Genomic DNA, 16,661 nt, shown 5'->3' with positions numbered 1-16,661 from the left:
ATGTCGCGCGAATGCTTCGCCGATCATCACGGATTTTTATCATGCAAAAAATTGCCGCTGCCGCGCTTTTCGCCGTTTTCCTTCCGCTCTCGCTGGGCGCCAGCTCGGCCGGGGCGGCCGACGTGATGGCGCCGGTCAAGACGGTGATGGACGCGACCGTTTCCAATTGGGCGGGCGGTGACAGCGATTGGCAGGATATTTTCGACGATAGCAAGCTGAAGGACATCTACAGCAAGGATTTCGTTGCGAAATACCAGGCGGCGGCGCAGTTCCCCGCCGCGGATGAAGATGGCATTTCGCCCTTCGATTACGATGTCATCGTTGGCGGGCAGGATGCATGCCCGCTGCAGGAACTGAATATCGCGCCGCAACCGCCGAAGGGCGATACGACAGAGGTGATTGCCACCTTCAAGAAATCTGTCTGCATGGGCACGGATGCGGACTATCAAAAAACGACCGCTGTGCGCTTCGAAGTCATCCAGGAGGCCGGAAAGCCCGTGATCGACGACATCATCACGGTCGATGATGGCGGCCAGTCCAATTCGCTGAAATCGGTCATGCAGGACATCGTCAAACAGCAGCAACAGCAGCCATCGGATCAAACGCCGCAGCAGGATCAGCCGCAGCAGTGATCGGGTCGTGGCCGGTGGGTTCTTATCTCGCCGGGTATTGCGGCCTGCCGCTATAACCCGATCGATGCCGACAACCGACTTCGCCCTTGCCGATTGAGGCCCGCGCCGCTATTCCGGCCCTCATTAGCGCGGTATGCTTACCGCATGGGGATTTGAGTTCATGGCAGGTACCAACAGCGAGCGTCAACTTCTGGCCGAAGGGCCGGCCATTATTCTGGTCGAGCCGCAGATGGGCGAGAATATCGGCATGGTGGCCCGCGCCATGGCAAATTTCGGCCTGGCGGAATTGCGCCTGGTCAATCCGCGCGACGGCTGGCCAAATGAGAGGGCGCAGGCGACTGCCTCCAAGGCCGATCACATCATCGAGGCAACCAAAGTCTACGACACGCTGGAGCAGGCGATCGCGGATCTCAATTTCGTCTACGCAACGACCGCGCGCGAACGCGATGGCTATAAGCCCGTGCGTTCTCCCGTCGCCGCCGCCGAAACGCTGCGGGCAAAATTCACAGCCGGCGAGGGTACCGGCATTCTCTTCGGCCGCGAGCGCTGGGGTTTGACCAACGAAGAAGTGGCACTCGCCGACGAGATCGTGACCTTTCCCGTCAACCCCGCCTTCGCCTCGCTGAACATCGCACAGGCGGTGCTGCTGATGTCCTACGAATGGATGAAATCCGGCATGGAGGATCTAGCCTCCGTACCCTTCCAGGCGATGGAACAGAGGCCTTCCACCAAGGAGCAGCTCTTCGGCCTGTTCGATCAGCTCGAAGAAGCGCTGGACGCACGCAACTATTTCCATCCTGCCGGGAAAAAGCCGAAAATGGTCGACAATCTGCGCGCGGTCCTCTCGCGCCGGGCGTTTACGGAACAGGAAATCAGCGTCCTGCGCGGGGTGATCTCATCCCTCGACCGCTTCTCGCGCAAATCTCCGCGCGGCAGCGGCTCGCATCCCCGATCCCCTGCCGCGCCCAAGGAAACCACAAACGATGACAGCAACGGCGAATGAGCTGAAACCCATTCTGGTGTTCGACTCGGGCATCGGCGGCCTGACCGTGCTGCGCGAGGCGCGCGTGCTGATGCCGGAGCGCGGCTTTATCTATGTCGCCGACAGTGCCGGCTTTCCCTATGGCGGCTGGGAAGAACAGGCTTTGCGGGAGCGCATTGTCGGCCTTTTCGCGAAGCTGCTGACCGAGCATGATCCCGAAGTCTGCATCATCGCCTGCAACACGGCCTTCACGCTCGCCGGCGCCGATCTGCGCGCCGCCTTTCCGCAGATGACGTTCGTCGGCACCGTGCCGGCAATCAAGCCGGCTGCCGAGCGCACGCGCTCTGGGCTGGTTTCGGTGCTGGCGACGCCAGGCACCGTCAAACGCGCCTATACGCGCGATCTCATCCAGTCCTTTGCGACCCAATGCCATGTCCGCCTAGTCGGTTCCGAGAATCTGGCGCGCATGGCCGAAACCTATATTCGCGGCGATACCGTCTCGGACGATGCCATCCTCTCCGAAATCGCTCAGTGCTTCGTGGAGAAGGAAGGACGCAGGACCGATATCGTCGTGCTCGCCTGCACGCATTATCCTTTCATGGCCAATGTCTTTCGCCGGTTGGCTCCCTGGCCGGTCGATTGGCTCGATCCTGCGGAAGCGATCGCACGCCGCGCCCGCAGCCTGGTGCCGCTGGTGGCCGATGCCGTACATCCGGACAATTTCGATTTCGCCGTCTTCACTTCCGGTACGCCGGATTTTTCGACTCGGCGGCTAATGCAGGGTTTCGGGCTCAAGGCTTGATGATGACTGACAAAGTTTCATTTCGTAAACTCGATCTCGCGGACATGCCGGCGGCTGCGGCCGTCCATCGCGCGTCCTTCAATGAGCGGCTGCCGATGCTTGCCGGGCTTCATACCCCGGAAGAGGATGTCGGCTTCTGGAGCGCGGTGGTTTTCAAAGATTGCCAGATCTGGGGCGCGGAGGAGGGCGGTCGCCTCGTCGGCGTCATCGCCTTTCTCGAGGATTGGATCGATCAGCTCTATGTTCTGCCCGAGGCGCAGCGGCATGGTATCGGCAGCCGCCTACTTGATGTTGCCAAATCGACCTATCCGGTGCTCTCACTCTGGACATTCAAGAGAAATGAGCCCGCGCGCCGCTTTTATGAGAAGCACGGCTTCTTCGTGGTTGACGAGTCTGACGGAGCAGGCAATGAGGAGAAAGAGCCGGATGTGCTTTACAAGTGGGAAGCACGCTTGCATCGGCTGTAGTTCACGATCGGACTGAGCGGCGGGATATTGGGAGGTCGATGTTTGATGTCTTTTGGGAATGATTGCGGTGTCGTTGTCGAGGCAAGCCATGCGTCTGCGTGAATGCCACAACTTCCATGATTTTCGCCTCCTTGCGAAAAAGCGCCTTCCCGGTCCGATCTTCAACTATATCGACGGTGCCGCCGACGATGAGGTGACGCTGCGGCGTAACACGTCAAGCTTCGAAAGCTGCGATCTCGTTCCGAACGTCCTGCGCGGCGTCAGCGAGATCGACATGTCTGTCACCGTCATGGGACAAAAGCTCGCAACTCCCTTCTATTGCTCGCCGACGGCGTTGCAGCGGCTGTTCCATCACCAGGGCGAAAATGCAGTGGCCGCTGCAGCATCCTCGCTCGGCACCATGTTCGGCGTCTCCTCGCTCGGGACCGTCAGCCTTGAGGAAATCCGCAAGAAGTATCCAGGCCCGCAGGTCTACCAGTTCTATTTCCACAGGGATCGCGGGCTGAACCGGGCTATGATGGAGCGGGCGAAGGAAGCCGGCGTCAATGTGATGATGCTGACGGTCGACAGCATTACCGGCGGCAATCGCGAGCGCGATCTTCGCACCGGGTTCTCCATTCCGTTCAAGCTTAATCTGGCCGGTGTCACCCAGTTCGCCATTAAGCCGGCCTGGGCGCTCAACTATCTCACGCACGAGAAATTCCGTCTGCCGCAGCTTGATGAACATGTGGACATGAGCGGCGGCGCTATGTCGATCGGAAAGTATTTCACCGAAATGCTCGATCCGTCGATGAACTGGAACGATGTCGCCGAGATGGTGAAGTACTGGAACGGACAGTTCTGCCTGAAGGGCATCATGTCGGTCGAGGATGCCAAGCGTGCTGTCGACATCGGATGTACCGGCATCGTGCTTTCGAACCATGGCGGCCGGCAATTGGACGGCTCGCGCTCGGCATTCGATCAACTGGCGGAAATCGCTGATGCCGTCGGTGACCGCATCGATGTGATGATGGATGGCGGCATCCAACGCGGCACACATGTGCTGAAGGCCCTCTCGCTCGGCGCCAAGGCTGTCGGTATCGGCCGCTTCTACCTCTATCCGCTGGCCGCTGCCGGTCAGGCAGGTGTGGAGCGCGCATTGCGGCATTTGCGCACCGAGATCGAGCGCGACATGAAGCTGATGGGATGCACCTCCGTCAGCGAGCTGTCGCGGGCCAATCTGCGGTTCAGATAAGCCCCGCAATTGCCTGTGGGTTTTTTCAATCCACGGACGCGAAGCTTGGAAATCTTTGATAGACGGGGACGCCCTGTTTCTGAAAGATGGGCGTCTTCACATTTGAGTCTTGTCAAAGGGGTAGTGCATTGCAGGTCGGCATCGACATGGGAACGGCGTCCGGCGGGACCAGCGCCCAACTCGATATCGAGGAGCTGCTGGCGACCCGTCTCCTTGTGCAGGGCAATTCCGGCTCCGGGAAATCGCATCTGTTGCGGCGTCTGCTGGAGCAGTCGGCGCAGTGGGTACAGCAGGTCATCATCGATCCCGAAGGTGATTTCGTCACGCTGGCCGACAAGTTCGGCCATGTGGTGGTGGACGGCGAGCGCACCGAGGCCGAACTTGCCGGAATCGCCAACCGTATCCGCCAACATCGTGTTTCCTGCGTGCTGACGCTCGAAGGGCTCGATATTGAGCAGCAGATGCGCGCCGCGGCCGCTTTCCTCAACGGTATGTTCGATGCCGATCGCGAATATTGGTATCCGGTGCTCGTCGTCGTCGACGAGGCGCAGATGTTTGCCCCTTCCGTCGGCGGCGACGTCTCCGAAGACGCGCGCAAGATGTCGCTCGGCGCCATGACCAACCTGATGTGCCGTGGCCGTAAGCGCGGGCTTGCCGGCGTCATCGCCACACAACGCCTGGCGAAGCTTGCCAAGAACGTTGCGGCCGAGGCGTCCAACTTCCTGATGGGGCGTACCTTCCTTGATATTGACATGGCCCGCGCCGCCGACCTTCTCGGCATGGACCGCAGGCAGGCGGAAATGTTCCGTGACCTGAAGCGCGGCAATTTCGTCGCGCTCGGTCCGGCTCTGTCGCGCCGGCCGCTGCCGATCACCATCGGCGCGGTTGAAACGTCGGCGCGCTCCTCCAGCCCCAAGCTGATGCCGCTGCCGGATGCGCCGCAGGACGTGGAGGATTTGATCTTCACGCCGGATCCGGAGGAATTCTCACGGCCGGTCGTTCGTCGCGCTGCGCCTGCGCCACGTCCGACGACGGATATCCTGGCGGAGCTCTCCCGCTCCGCGCCTGCGGCCGGCGCCGCGCCGGCTGAACCGAAGGTCAGCCAGCCGGAATTATCGCCTGAGGACCGCGAGGCGCGGGTGAGTGCCGTGCTCTCGGAAATTCTCGATGACTCAGCCTCGGCCTTCCGCACGGATTCGGTGCTCTATCAGGAGTTCCTCGTGCGGCTGCGCATGCGTCGCGTACCGGGTGTGCCGATATCGCTGCCGGAGTTTCGCCGACGCGTCGCGATCGTGCGCTCCGGCGCCGATGAGGCGACGATGGCGACGGATGCCTGGGCAACCGCGCTGTCACTCTCCTCCAGCGTTACCGACGATCTGCAGGGTGTTTTCCTGATGCTTGCCAAGGCGGCCATCTGTGGTGAGCCATGTCCATCCGACGCCCGCATCGCCCGCGCCTACGGCACCCACTCGGCCCGCCGCGCCCGGCGCCTGCTCAGCTATTTCGAAGAACAAGGCAGCGTCGTCGTCCATACGGACTTTTCCGGCAAGCGCATCGTCGCTTTCCCGGATATGGGTTCCCAGACTGCGCCAGGCGACGCCAATGCGCCTGATCTGGATAGCAGCGAACAGGCGGCGGCGGAATAGCTGCTGTAATCTTGCACAAGCGCGTCTGGCGCTGTTGACATTTTCATGACGACCCCTTACAGACCGCGCCAACGCCGGGCAGAAATGTCCGGTGTTTCATTTGACATGTCCCGTGGTCTCGTCCGTTCGCTAACGTGAGAGACCTGTCAGAGCTCGAAAACGGAGTTCAGAGGAGGGCGTGTTTCCTTCGCGGCTTGGCAACGGGCCGCTCAACACTTTGAAAGGAAATGCGATGAGCAAGCGCGAATCGTCCAAGTACAAAATTGACCGCCGTATGGGCGAGAACATCTGGGGCCGTCCGAAGTCCCCGGTTAACCGCCGCGAATACGGCCCGGGCCAGCACGGCCAGCGTCGCAAGGGCAAGCTCTCCGACTTCGGCGTGCAGCTCCGCGCAAAGCAGAAGCTGAAGGGCTATTACGGCGACCTGCGTGAAAAGCAGTTCCGCGCCATCTTCGACGAAGCCAACCGCCGCAAGGGCGACACCTCGGAAAACCTGATCGGCCTTCTCGAATCGCGCCTCGACGCGATCGTCTACCGCGCCAAGTTCGTTCCGACTGTCTTCGCTGCCCGTCAGTTCGTCAACCATGGCCACGTCACCGTAAACGGCGTTCGCGTCAACATCGGTTCCTACCGCTGCAAGGCTGGCGACGTTATCGAAGTTCGCGAAAAGTCCAAGCAGCTCGTCACCGTTCTGGAATCGGTGGCTCTCGCTGAGCGCGACGTTCCGGACTACGTCGAAGCCGACCACAACAAGATGGTTGCGACCTTCGCTCGCGTTCCGGCTCTCGGCGACGTACCGTACCCGGTCGTCATGGAACCGCATCTGGTCGTCGAATTCTATTCGCGTTAATAGGCGGATATCTTTCTTGCGAATGCAAAAGCCGCTCTTTTCGAGCGGCTTTTTTGTCTTTGGAGCGTCCGATGAGCGATTTGCAGGCAATTCTCGACAGCATCCATGCGGAGCTTTTGCCGCGCCTCGGCGAAGGCAAGGTCGCCGACTATATTCCTGAGCTCGCCAAAGTCGATCCGAACCAGTTCGGCATGGCGATTGCGACGGTGGACGGTAATGTCCGCAGCGTCGGCAATGCCGATATTCCCTTTTCCATTCAGAGCATCTCCAAGGTCTTCATGTTGACCTTGGCGTTGGGCAAGGTGGGTGAAGGCCTATGGAAGCGGGTCGGGCGCGAACCGTCCGGTACTGCCTTCAATTCCATCGTCCAGCTCGAGCGTGAGGAGGGAATACCGCGCAATCCCTTCATCAATGCCGGGGCGATCGCCGTCAGCGATATCGTGCTCTCCGGCCATGCGCCGCGAGAGGCGATCGGCGAGCTGTTGCGCTTCGTGCGCTACGTTGCCGATGACGAGTCCATCACCATTGACGACAAGGTGGCGCGCTCGGAGACGCAGACCGGTTTCCGCAACGTCGCGCTCGCCAATTTCATGCGCGCCTACGGCAATCTCGATCATCCCGTCGAGCACGTACTTGGCGTCTATTTCCATCAATGCGCCCTGTCGATGACTTGCGAGCAACTGGCCAAGGCGGGGCTTTATCTCGCGGCCCGCGGCAGCAATCCGATCACCGGCCACTCCGTCGTTTCGCCGAAGCGGGCGCGGCGCATCAATGCGCTGATGCTGACATGCGGCCATTATGACGGTTCCGGTGATTTCGCCTATCATGTCGGCTTGCCCGGTAAGAGCGGCGTCGGCGGCGGCATTCTCGCGGTGGCGCCGGGTATCGGCTCGATTGCCGTCTGGTCGCCGGGGCTGAACAAGGTCGGCAATTCGCAGCTTGGCGCGGTGGCGCTGGAAATGCTCGCCGCCCATACCGGATGGTCGGTCTTCGGTGATTGATATGGTGTCTTCCCGCCGCGCTTTCTGGTATCAGCGTGGCGATGGCCGAGGTATGACAAGATGAATATCGCAACGACAGTGGCAGACGAGCTCGATATCGAAGCTGAGGATGGCGATGTTGCCGTCCATCCACTGTTTGCCAATGCGCCGCGGTCGGTCTCCTTTAACAAGCTGCGCAAGCGCCTGCTGCGCCAGGTGCGTCAGGCGCTCGAAGATTTCCAGATGCTGAAGGGCCAGCGGCGCTGGTTGGTCGGCCTATCCGGCGGCAAGGATTCCTATGGGTTGCTGTCGATCCTGCTCGATCTGAAATGGCGCGGCCTGCTGCCGGTGGAGCTGATCGCCTGCAATCTCGACCAGGGCCAGCCGAATTTTCCGAAGCATGTCCTGCCGGAGTATCTGACAAAAATCGGTGTTCAACACCGGATCGAATATCGCGATACCTATTCGATCGTGAAGGAAAAGGTGCCGGAGGGCGCCACCTATTGCTCACTCTGTTCACGCCTGCGCCGCGGCAATCTCTATCGCATCGCCCGTGAAGAGGGCTGTGATGCCCTGGTGCTCGGTCATCATCGTGAGGACATCCTCGAAACCTTCTTCATGAATTTCTTCCACGGCGGTCGGCTGGCCTCGATGCCGGCGAAGCTCTTGAACGACGAGGGCGACCTGATGGTGCTGCGTCCGCTCGCTTATGCTGCCGAAGACGATCTCGCCAAATTTGCCGCCGCCATGCAGTTCCCGATCATCCCTTGCGATCTCTGCGGCTCGCAGGACGGTCTCCAACGCAATGCGATGAAGGACATGCTGGCCGATATCGAACGCCGCATGCCAGGTCGCAAGGATACGATGCTGCGGGCACTGGCGCATGTGAACCCGTCGCACCTGCTCGACCCCAAGCTTTTCGATTTTGCCGCGTTGATGACGAAAAGCACCTGAGCTGCGGTCGTCGGATTTAATCGGTTTTGCCATATTGGCTTCATCGAATCGGGCATAAGAGGAGGCTTCTCTTCAGACAAAGGCCACCGATGACCTTCTCCGATACAGACTTCGAATTTCTTATGGCGACTGTAGCCGAGGCTGCGGCGCGTGAGATCCTGCCGCGCTTCCGTAATCTTGGCGTCGGCGACATTTCTGAAAAGACCTCGGCCGTCGATCCAGTGACGGAGGCCGATCTGTTGGCGGAGAGGCATATCACGGCTGCGCTGAAAGCGCGCTTTCCCGGCGCGCTCGTGGTGGGCGAGGAGGCCTATGAGGCCGACAGGTCCGTTGTCCCGGCGCTGGCGGATGCGGATTTGGCCTTTGTCATCGATCCCGTGGACGGCACCCTCAATTTCGCATCCGGATTGCCAGCCTTCGGAACGATCCTCGCCGTTGTTGCCAAGGGCGAGACCATTGCCGGGATCATCCATGATCCCGTGCTGGGCGACACGGTGACCGCCATGCGCGGCGCCGGCACTTACGAGCGGCGACGGGGAGGGCAGGTGAGCAGGCTCACGGTTGCGCCGGCAGTACCGTTGAGTGAGATGGTGGGCTCGATATCCTGGAGCTATATGGACGAGCCGGACCGCTCGCGCGTCAGCGCCAATATGGCGAAGGTGCGTATGCCCCGTTCACTGAACTGCTCGGCTTACGAATATTGGCTGGTCGCCTCGGGCAAGATTCACTTCAATGGTCACCCGAAGCTGATGCCCTGGGATCATCTTGCCGGAGTGCTGGTACATCAGGAGGCCGGTGGCTTTACGGCAAAATTCGACGGTACGCCAACGCCCTATCGTCCCGGTGAAACGACTGGCGGCATTATCTCGGCGCCGGATGAGGAAAGCTGGCGGATCATACGCCGCGAGATCATTGGTGGCTGACAGGAAAGGACCCGCATTATGACATCGTCCGTTGACGTTACGACCCTTGCCGACCTTTTGCGCCGTGCGGCGCAGACGGAAATCCTGCCGCGCTTCCGCCGGCTCGGCAGCGAAGATGTTCGCGCCAAGAGCGAGGCGACTGATCTCGTGACCGAAGCAGATGAACAGGCCGAGCGGATGATCAAGGCGGAGGTCAAACAGCTTTGGCCCGACGCGCTTTTCATCGGCGAGGAATCGGTTGCGGCCGATCCAGCGCTGCTCGACAAGATATATGGGGCGGAGTTGGCCATCATCGTCGATCCCGTCGACGGCACATTCAATTTCGCCGCTGGCGTTCCGGCATTCGGCGTCATGGCTTCGGTGATCTCCAAGGGGGAGACGGTCGCCGGCATCATCTTCGATCCGATGGGAGACGATTGGGTGCTGGCGGAAAAGGGCGGCGGAGCCTGGCTCCGGCGGCCGGACGGCGAGGCGCAGCGCCTCTCGGTGGCAACGCCGGTTGCGTTGGAAGAGATGGTCGGCATGGCCTCCACCGGCTACCTCCCGAAGGTCAAACGAGCCGAGATCATGGGCAATCTCGCCAAAGTGCGCTTTCTCACCAACTACCGCTGCGCTGCCCATGAATACCGCACCTTTGCCGGCGGGCACGTTCATTATCTCATGTACAACAAGCTGATGCCTTGGGATCATCTGGCTGGCGTACTGATCTCGGAGGAGGCGGGCGCTTACGCCAGGCGCCTCGACGGCTCGCCCTATCTGCCGCATCATGTCGAGGGCGGCGTATTGGTGACACCGGACAGAGCATCATGGGAACTCTTGAGGCAAGAGGTTTTCACCATTTGAGATAGCGGTTGTCGCAGCGTCAGGCGGATGCCGCGGCGCGGCTTCTACCTGTGATTCCCCTTGGAAAGTCGCGAGCGGAACATTATCTTCACCCACGTTATGCAACCGCCCTTCGGCGGGATTTCCGGCTGGGACAAGCGAGATGACCGAAACGAGCCGCAAGCTGACGACCATCTTTTCCGCCGACGTTCAAGACTATACGCGCTTGATGCGGAACGACGAGGAAGGCACACTCGCAACGCTGAAGCGATATCGCGACGCCATGGCGCGACTGATCGAAGCGCATGGCGGCCGGGTGATCAATACCTGGGGTGACGGGGTGTTTGCCGAATTCCCCAGCGTTGTCGAGGCCTTGCGCGCGGCAATCGACGTCCAAAACGAACTTGCCGGCTATAATGCCAACAGCGACCCCGATACGCAGATGCTTTTCCGCATAGGCCTCAATCTCGGGGACGTCATCGCCGAGGGCAACGATATCTACGGCGACGGCGTCAACATCGCTGCCCGCCTTCAGGCATGTGCGGTGGCCGGCGGCATCGTCATTTCGAATACGGTCTACGACCAGGTCCGCAACAAGGTGGCTGTTGGGTTCGATTTTCTTGGCCAACTCGAGGTCAAGAATGTCGATGGCGGCGTGCCGAGTTATGCGGTGCGGATCGGTGAACCGCAAACCGCCACGGCATCGACAAACCCTCGCAGCGTGCGCGAACAAGTGCCGAGTGCGGCCACGACCATTGTTGGAACCAGGTTACGAGGCGAGCGGAGCTACGGCGTGCTTGCGGTAATCGCTGCAGGTTTGGTCGTGCTCAACATTCTGACATGGCATGGTGAGTTTTGGGCGGCGTGGCCCGTGCTTGGTATAGCTATGGCGGCGGGGCTTCGCTGGGCGCGAACGAACACACAATTCGATCGCCGCCTTGCCATTTTCGCAGTGGTCGGCGCCGGCCTCGTGGGGATCAACCTTCTGTCATGGCACGGCACGCCCTGGGTGATATGGCCGCTCTTGGGCCTGGCAGTTCTTGCCGGTATCCACTGGGTCAAGCGCCAACGCGGCGACATTTGATCGCCGCGTTGAGAGACGGTCACTCAGACGTGACCCATGCCAGGTTCGAGCTGCGGGCTGTCGCCTGGATGGGTAAAGAGCCTGCCCTTTTCTGCCCATAGCGTTGCAACAATCGTCAAGGCACCGAAAACGGTGAAACCGGCAATCAGCGGCTGAACGGTTCCATCGAACATCTGGCCGACGATGCCGCCGAGCACGACGCCGCCGGTGGTGGAAACGGAGCTGGTAATGGCGGCGGCTGTGCCCGCCAGATGCCCCATCGGCTCCAGGCTTATGGCCATGAAATTGGTGGTGATGACCGCAAACATCATCAGCATCACCGAGATCAGCGCATAGGTGAACTGAAAGCTCGGCTGACCGGTCATGCCGACGACATAGCCGAAGGCGCCGAGGAGCGTGAAGATGATCATCGCCGCATGCGAAATGCGCCGCATGCCGAAGCTGCGAACGAAATAGCCGTTAGCGAATTGTGCGACCGCAGTACCCGCCGCCGTCGCGGCAAACGCGATCGGGAACCACTCGCCGAGCCCGTAGACCTCGCCGAATACCTGCTGAACCGACACGACATAGGCGCAGATGACGCCGGTAAAGAGCGTCAGGCCAATCATGTAGCCGCAGGTGATGCGGTCGGTCAGCACAGTCTTAAAGCCGGATATGACCGAAGTGACCGAGAGCGGCAGACGCTCATGGTCAGGCAATGTTTCCCGCATGCGAAAAAACGCGAGGAGAAAGAGAACGGCACTTGCGATACCCAAGGCGATGAAGATCCACTGCCAGTTCGAATGGGCGACGATCAACTGACCGACGGAGGGCGCTACCATCGGCATGATCATGAAAACGATGGTCACATAGGACATGACCCGCGCCATTTCGCGGCCGCCGAAGCAATCGCGCACGATCGCCAAGGTGGTGATACGAACAGCGGCGGCACCGACGCCCTGGATGAAGCGCAACACAAGCAGCGTTGTGAGACTGCCGCTCCAAGCCGCCGCGAACAGCGTTACCGTGTAGAAGATGAGGCCGCCAAGGAGAATATTCCGCCGGCCGTAGGCGTCGGACAGGCTGCCGAAAAATAGCTGGCAGATACCGAAGCCGAGGAAATAGACGCCGATGACCAATTGCGTGTCATTGGGATTGGCGACTGCCAGCGATTGGCCGATATTCGGCAGGGCCGGCAGCATGCTGTCTATGCCCATCGAGATGCTCGCCGTCATCAATGCGATGGTGATGATGAATTCGACGATGCCGAGGCCGATGCGGGCGGAGCCGGATTGCTCCGCAGGCTTGGTTTGGATCGGGTTCATGTCAATGTGCCTATCAATGCAGGGCGAGAGATGAATCGGAAGGCGGCGGTGCATTCTGCGGGCGGAAGAGGCGGCCCTTTTCGGCGACGAGCACGAAGCCGATGCCGATCAGCGAGACCGTGAAATAGCCGACGATCATCGGGGTCGCCGTTCCGTTATAGAGCTGACCGATCGCCGCGCCGATCGAGGCGCCGCCGACCGTGCTCATGAAGCCGAGCACCGAAGACGCCGTGCCGGCGACATGGCCCAATGGTTCCATGGCGAGCGAATTGAAGTTCGAGCCGATCCATCCGAACTGGAACATTGCCAGTGCGAAGAGGATCATGAACAGCGGGAAGGGCATCGGTGCCGGTCCGTTGAGCTGCACCATCAGCCACAGGAACGTGATGGTGGCGAAGCCGAGCAGGGCCGCATGCGACAGCCGTCGCATGCCGAAGCGTCCGACGAGCTGCGAATTTATGAAGGATGACAGTGCCATGAACAGCGCCACGCCGCCAAAGGCAAGGGGTGTGTAGGCGCCGAGCCCGTATATGTCGTTATAGACCTGCTGTGCCGAATTGATGAAACCGAACAGCGCTCCGAACAGGAAGGTGTTGGCAATCGTGTAGCAAAGAGCGACACGGTTCGTCAGAACCATACCGAAGCCGGAAACGACGGATTTTACGGTGAGGGGGCGGACATTCTCCCGCTTGAGCGTTTCCGGCAGCCGGAAGTACATCCAGATGCCGACAAGCGTCGCCATCGTGCCGATGAAGACGAAGATCATGTGCCAGGTGCTCATGAGCATGATGATCTGCCCGCTTCCCGGTGCGATGACGGGAACGATCATGAAGACCATCATGATCAACGACATGACCTCGGCCATCTGACGGCCGCCGAAAACGTCGCGGACGATCGAGATGGTGATGACGCGGGTTGCCGCGGAGCCCAGGCCCTGGATGAAGCGCAGGGCAAGCAGGCCGGCAAAGGACGGGATCAGCGCAATGCCGAAGGCGGAAACGATATAGACGGCAAGGCCGATCAGCAGCGGCACGCGGCGGCCGAATCGGTCAGACAGCGGGCCGTAAAAAAGCTGCGCCGAGCCGAAACCGATCAGATAAGCGGTCACGACATATTGCCGGTGGTTTTCGTTTTCCACGCCGAGACTGGAGCCGATCTGTTGAAGGGCGGGGATCATGATGTCGATGGCCAGCGAATTGACCGCCATCAGGAAGGCCGCGAGCACAATGAACTCGCGTTTGCCCATGGGTAATTGCCCATGGGCCGTAGCCTGGGATGTAGTCGTCACGGTTTTTTTCCCATAAACATATCAAGGCGCCGCCCGGTGGCAGCGCCTTATCAACTGAATTGGACTATGGAAACCGGACGATAGAGCCCGGTGACCGGTCAGGCGGCGCCGCGGACGGCGATACCATGTTCCTGGAAGTGCTGCTGCAACTCGCCCGCCTGGAACATTTCGCGCACGATGTCACAACCGCCGATAAACTCGCCCTTTACGTAGAGCTGGGGAATGGTGGGCCAATTGGAATAGTCCTTGATGCCCTGGCGAATTTCCGAATCGGCCAGAACATTGATGCCCTTATAGTCGACGCCGATATAGTCGAGGATCTGGACGACCTGGCCCGAGAAACCACATTGCGGGAACTGCGGAGTACCCTTCATGAAGAGAACGACGTCGTTGTTCTTCACTTCATTGTCGATAAATTCGTTGATGCCGCTCATGTCTCGTCCTTTCACATGCGGGTTCAAGGTCCGCAGCTTCAAATCTTTTCCTTAAATAGCAAGGTGAAGCTTCGATTTCCAGCCGCAATCATGCACTCGATATGTTTTTCATCGCATGAATGGGCTTTCGCGCAACAATGGTTCCGAATCATGGCGCGACATTGGAATTAGCAACTTTTCTTGAACAGTGCGTTTTGAAATCACTCCTTCAACGTGGAAGCTGAACAACACACATAGGGAATAAACAAGGGACGCTTAGTATCGTGTTGCCGGCCTATTTTTGCCGGTGGCGGGAAGTTTCGAGGCATGCCGCCGAAGGCGGTGTGCGGGTACCAGTCCCTTTTTTTACATTGCATTTTCGAGGGAGTGGGCACCATGAGCCATCATCACTATTCCGACGGCCAGGTCGGCGAAGAGCGCGAGTTTTATGGCGCCAGTGAGACGAGTGAGGGCGAACGGGAATATTACGAGCATGTTCGCACTCCTAGAGCATCGATATTGAACAGCACCATCACGGTCAGCATCATCGTTTTGGTTCTCAGTATCGCTTTCGGCTATCGCGCATCCACCACGCCAGCGCCGGAAGTACAATCTGCGACCGTTCAGAAGATCATGATCGCTCCGTCGAGCGATTCCTGTGCCGAACTTTCGCCGTATGCCCGCAGCGATTGCTGATGTCAGAGATTCCTTAACCATATCGTGGGAGTTTCTCGCACGGCTTTGACGATAAGCTGCCATGAAAAAGCCGACAGGTCATGGTGTCAGCAGCATCCCATGTCTTCGCGACGCCGCCAACCCGCCGGGAATTAAGAACATAATGAATAGCATAAAAAAGAGGGTGGTCCTTCACTTCCCCGGCTTCGAACCATTGGACGCCGCTGCGCACAGGGCGCGTTATCAGCGGTCCGCCAGACAAAGTGCCGCCGCGTGGGATTTTTCGGTCGCCGTCGATACGCTTCGAAATTTCGGTAGAGCGCCGTATTTCGACGTCACTGCCGAGGGAGCGGGCTGGGAAACCCAGAGCCGCATCCACATCCTCGATCATAACGATCTGGTCGCCAAGCTGAACGGCAGGCCTTTTTCCGTGCGGTTGAGGCAGGGTTATCTCGCCGCTGCCAAGGTCGCGCTGTCAGGCGGTCTAACAGGCTACTTTCGGCATGCCTGGCGGTTTGGCCTGTTCTTCATCTTTCCGTTCCTGCTGATGCTGGTCGGGCTGCTCATCAGCCTGTCCATCGCCCTCTCGCCCTTTGCGTTCGGGTTTCCCTCCTGGAGCCATATCGGCAGCATTCCCTTGGCGGTGGCCTTCTTCATCTATGTCTTCCTGCCGCAGGCTGAGCGGCTGCATACGCTGCATCTCTTTGCCGACTGGGAAATGGCCGTCGCCATGGCGGGATTGAACGGTATCGGTGCCGAACAGTGGATCGAAGCCTGCGCCATCAGTGCCCGCCAGGCGCTTGACGAGCCGGCCGACGAATATGTCATCTCGTCCCACAGCATGGGCTCGAGCGTCGCCGCGCATGTGATCGGGCTGCTGCTCGAACGGGAGCCTCAGCTATTCCAAGGCAAGCGCGTCGTGTTCACGACGCTCGGCAGCGCCATCCTGCAATGCGCATTGATGCGGCCCGCCGCCGTGCTGCGCTCGCGCGTTGGCCTATTGGCCCGCTGCCAGGAGATATTCTGGCTCGACGTCCATTGCCTGACCGATGCGATTCATTTCTACAAGACGAAGGTTGCCGTCGTCTGCGGACATGCGGACGGTCTGCAGCCCACGATCATATTCGTCCGCTTCAAGAAGATGCTGACGTCGCAGCATTACGCCAAGATCAAGCGCGATTTCCTGCGGGTGCACAGGCAATATGTGCTCGGACCGGATGTCCGAGCTTCCTTCGATTTCACGCTTTTGACGGCCAGCCCACTGCCGGCTTCCAGCTTTGCAACATTCACCCACGCCAACATGCCAGATCTGACTTTCGGCGCCGGCAATGATGGCGAAAACGCCCGGCTTTCCTCAGTCGGGCGCTGAGGTCTGTAACGCCAGGGCGTGCAGCACGCCGCCCATATTCCCTTTCAACGCGTCATAGACCATCTGGTGTTGCTGTACGCGGCTTTTGCCACGGAAGGCTTCGGCCACGACTTCGGCCGCATAGTGGTCGCCATCCCCGGCCAGGTCGCGAATCGTCACCTTGGCGCCGGGAATGCCGGCCTTGATCATGTCTTCAATATCGCCGGGATTCATTGGCATTAGTGATTTACCTCACT

At 59.9% G+C, this 16,661-nt stretch carries 18 protein-coding genes; 14 read left to right on the top strand and 4 right to left on the bottom strand.

Annotation, left to right across the window (positions count from 1 at the left end):
- The first annotated feature begins 41 nt into the window (after window positions 1–41).
- From PH547_RS02230 to PH547_RS02175, 12 genes are all read left to right on the top strand, one after another.
- Entirely contained in the window at window positions 42–632 is a 591-nt protein-coding gene (locus PH547_RS02230) for a hypothetical protein (RefSeq protein ID WP_285167317.1), read from the top strand.
- A gap of 160 nt (window positions 633–792) precedes the next feature.
- Complete coding sequence (locus tag PH547_RS02225; RefSeq protein ID WP_104823241.1) at window positions 793–1,635, top strand: RNA methyltransferase; 843 nt, start codon at window positions 793–795, stop codon at window positions 1,633–1,635.
- On the top strand, window positions 1,616–2,416 hold the full coding sequence (gene murI, locus PH547_RS02220) for a glutamate racemase (protein WP_104823240.1): 801 nt from the start codon (window positions 1,616–1,618) through the stop codon (window positions 2,414–2,416). The genes PH547_RS02225 and murI overlap by 20 nt, the downstream gene beginning before the upstream one ends.
- Window positions 2,417–2,418: 2 nt before the next feature.
- A complete protein-coding gene (locus PH547_RS02215) occupies window positions 2,419–2,883 on the top strand; it encodes a GNAT family N-acetyltransferase (protein ID WP_104825110.1) in 465 nt (154 codons plus the stop codon).
- A gap of 88 nt (window positions 2,884–2,971) precedes the next feature.
- Window positions 2,972–4,117, top strand: a complete 1,146-nt coding sequence (locus tag PH547_RS02210) for an alpha-hydroxy acid oxidase (RefSeq protein ID WP_104825109.1) — start codon at window positions 2,972–2,974, stop codon at window positions 4,115–4,117.
- Between the two features lie 128 nt (window positions 4,118–4,245).
- Complete coding sequence (locus PH547_RS02205) at window positions 4,246–5,763, top strand: helicase HerA domain-containing protein (protein WP_104823239.1); 1,518 nt, start codon at window positions 4,246–4,248, stop codon at window positions 5,761–5,763.
- 232 nt (window positions 5,764–5,995) lie between these two features.
- Window positions 5,996–6,613: a 30S ribosomal protein S4 gene (gene rpsD / locus PH547_RS02200; RefSeq protein WP_104823238.1), complete on the top strand. Its 618-nt coding sequence runs from the start codon at window positions 5,996–5,998 to the stop codon at window positions 6,611–6,613.
- A 71-nt stretch (window positions 6,614–6,684) separates the two neighbouring features.
- Window positions 6,685–7,614 (top strand): glutaminase, encoded by a 930-nt coding sequence (locus PH547_RS02195; protein WP_104823237.1) that lies wholly within the window; start codon window positions 6,685–6,687, stop codon window positions 7,612–7,614.
- Between the two features lie 60 nt (window positions 7,615–7,674).
- Window positions 7,675–8,547, top strand: a complete 873-nt coding sequence (gene ttcA / locus PH547_RS02190; RefSeq protein ID WP_104823236.1) for a tRNA 2-thiocytidine(32) synthetase TtcA — start codon at window positions 7,675–7,677, stop codon at window positions 8,545–8,547.
- 89 nt (window positions 8,548–8,636) lie between these two features.
- On the top strand, window positions 8,637–9,470 hold the full coding sequence (locus tag PH547_RS02185; RefSeq protein ID WP_285167316.1) for an inositol monophosphatase family protein: 834 nt from the start codon (window positions 8,637–8,639) through the stop codon (window positions 9,468–9,470).
- Window positions 9,471–9,488: 18 nt separating this feature from the next.
- On the top strand, window positions 9,489–10,313 hold the full coding sequence (locus PH547_RS02180; RefSeq protein ID WP_104823234.1) for an inositol monophosphatase family protein: 825 nt from the start codon (window positions 9,489–9,491) through the stop codon (window positions 10,311–10,313).
- A gap of 142 nt (window positions 10,314–10,455) precedes the next feature.
- Window positions 10,456–11,376 carry an adenylate/guanylate cyclase domain-containing protein gene (locus PH547_RS02175; protein ID WP_104823233.1) on the top strand — a complete coding sequence of 307 codons (921 nt, stop codon included), beginning with the start codon at window positions 10,456–10,458 and terminating at the stop codon, window positions 11,374–11,376.
- Between the two features lie 23 nt (window positions 11,377–11,399).
- Here PH547_RS02175 and PH547_RS02170 read toward each other — a convergent pair whose 3' ends face one another.
- From PH547_RS02170 to grxD, 3 genes are all read right to left on the bottom strand, one after another.
- Window positions 11,400–12,680: a multidrug effflux MFS transporter gene (locus tag PH547_RS02170; protein ID WP_285167315.1), complete on the bottom strand. Its 1,281-nt coding sequence runs from the start codon at window positions 12,678–12,680 to the stop codon at window positions 11,400–11,402.
- 13 nt (window positions 12,681–12,693) lie between these two features.
- Window positions 12,694–13,926, bottom strand: a complete 1,233-nt coding sequence (locus tag PH547_RS02165; protein WP_104823231.1) for a multidrug effflux MFS transporter — start codon at window positions 13,924–13,926, stop codon at window positions 12,694–12,696.
- A gap of 140 nt (window positions 13,927–14,066) precedes the next feature.
- Entirely contained in the window at window positions 14,067–14,402 is a 336-nt protein-coding gene (gene grxD, locus PH547_RS02160) for a Grx4 family monothiol glutaredoxin (RefSeq protein ID WP_104825108.1), read from the bottom strand.
- A 375-nt stretch (window positions 14,403–14,777) separates the two neighbouring features.
- On the opposite strand from grxD, the gene PH547_RS02155 reads away from it, so the two are divergent.
- Window positions 14,778–15,077, top strand: a complete 300-nt coding sequence (locus PH547_RS02155) for a hypothetical protein (protein ID WP_104823230.1) — start codon at window positions 14,778–14,780, stop codon at window positions 15,075–15,077.
- Between the two features lie 142 nt (window positions 15,078–15,219).
- On the top strand, window positions 15,220–16,425 hold the full coding sequence (locus PH547_RS02150) for a hypothetical protein (RefSeq protein ID WP_285167314.1): 1,206 nt from the start codon (window positions 15,220–15,222) through the stop codon (window positions 16,423–16,425).
- Here PH547_RS02150 and PH547_RS02145 read toward each other — a convergent pair.
- Window positions 16,411–16,644 carry a BolA family protein gene (locus PH547_RS02145; protein ID WP_004108912.1) on the bottom strand — a complete coding sequence of 78 codons (234 nt, stop codon included), beginning with the start codon at window positions 16,642–16,644 and terminating at the stop codon, window positions 16,411–16,413. The genes PH547_RS02150 and PH547_RS02145 overlap by 15 nt on opposite strands.
- Window positions 16,645–16,661 lie beyond the last annotated feature (17 nt).

This window comes from Rhizobium cerradonense, from assembly GCF_030182455.1.
GTDB lineage: Bacteria > Pseudomonadota > Alphaproteobacteria > Rhizobiales > Rhizobiaceae > Rhizobium.
This window is presented reverse-complemented; position numbering and strand designations above follow the sequence as displayed.

Bases quoted from the DNA above. Each gene is read 5' to 3' on its own strand.
- PH547_RS02225 (WP_104823241.1), top strand. From the start codon at position 793: ATGGCAGGTACCAACAGCGAGCGTCAACTTCTGGCCGAAGGGCCGGCC.
- PH547_RS02210 (WP_104825109.1), top strand. From the start codon at position 2,972: ATGCGTCTGCGTGAATGCCACAACTTCCATGATTTTCGCCTCCTTGCG.
- PH547_RS02155 (WP_104823230.1), top strand. From the start codon at position 14,778: ATGAGCCATCATCACTATTCCGACGGCCAGGTCGGCGAAGAGCGCGAG.
- PH547_RS02195 (WP_104823237.1), top strand. From the start codon at position 6,685: ATGAGCGATTTGCAGGCAATTCTCGACAGCATCCATGCGGAGCTTTTG.
- rpsD (WP_104823238.1), top strand. From the start codon at position 5,996: ATGAGCAAGCGCGAATCGTCCAAGTACAAAATTGACCGCCGTATGGGC.
- PH547_RS02215 (WP_104825110.1), top strand. From the start codon at position 2,419: ATGACTGACAAAGTTTCATTTCGTAAACTCGATCTCGCGGACATGCCG.
- PH547_RS02175 (WP_104823233.1), top strand. From the start codon at position 10,456: ATGACCGAAACGAGCCGCAAGCTGACGACCATCTTTTCCGCCGACGTT.
- murI (WP_104823240.1), top strand. From the start codon at position 1,616: ATGACAGCAACGGCGAATGAGCTGAAACCCATTCTGGTGTTCGACTCG.
- grxD (WP_104825108.1), bottom strand. From the start codon at position 14,402: ATGAGCGGCATCAACGAATTTATCGACAATGAAGTGAAGAACAACGAC.
- PH547_RS02145 (WP_004108912.1), bottom strand. From the start codon at position 16,644: ATGCCAATGAATCCCGGCGATATTGAAGACATGATCAAGGCCGGCATT.
- PH547_RS02150 (WP_285167314.1), top strand. From the start codon at position 15,220: ATGAATAGCATAAAAAAGAGGGTGGTCCTTCACTTCCCCGGCTTCGAA.
- PH547_RS02165 (WP_104823231.1), bottom strand. From the start codon at position 13,926: ATGGGCAAACGCGAGTTCATTGTGCTCGCGGCCTTCCTGATGGCGGTC.
- PH547_RS02230 (WP_285167317.1), top strand. From the start codon at position 42: ATGCAAAAAATTGCCGCTGCCGCGCTTTTCGCCGTTTTCCTTCCGCTC.
- PH547_RS02180 (WP_104823234.1), top strand. From the start codon at position 9,489: ATGACATCGTCCGTTGACGTTACGACCCTTGCCGACCTTTTGCGCCGT.
- ttcA (WP_104823236.1), top strand. From the start codon at position 7,675: ATGAATATCGCAACGACAGTGGCAGACGAGCTCGATATCGAAGCTGAG.
- PH547_RS02185 (WP_285167316.1), top strand. From the start codon at position 8,637: ATGACCTTCTCCGATACAGACTTCGAATTTCTTATGGCGACTGTAGCC.
- PH547_RS02170 (WP_285167315.1), bottom strand. From the start codon at position 12,680: ATGAACCCGATCCAAACCAAGCCTGCGGAGCAATCCGGCTCCGCCCGC.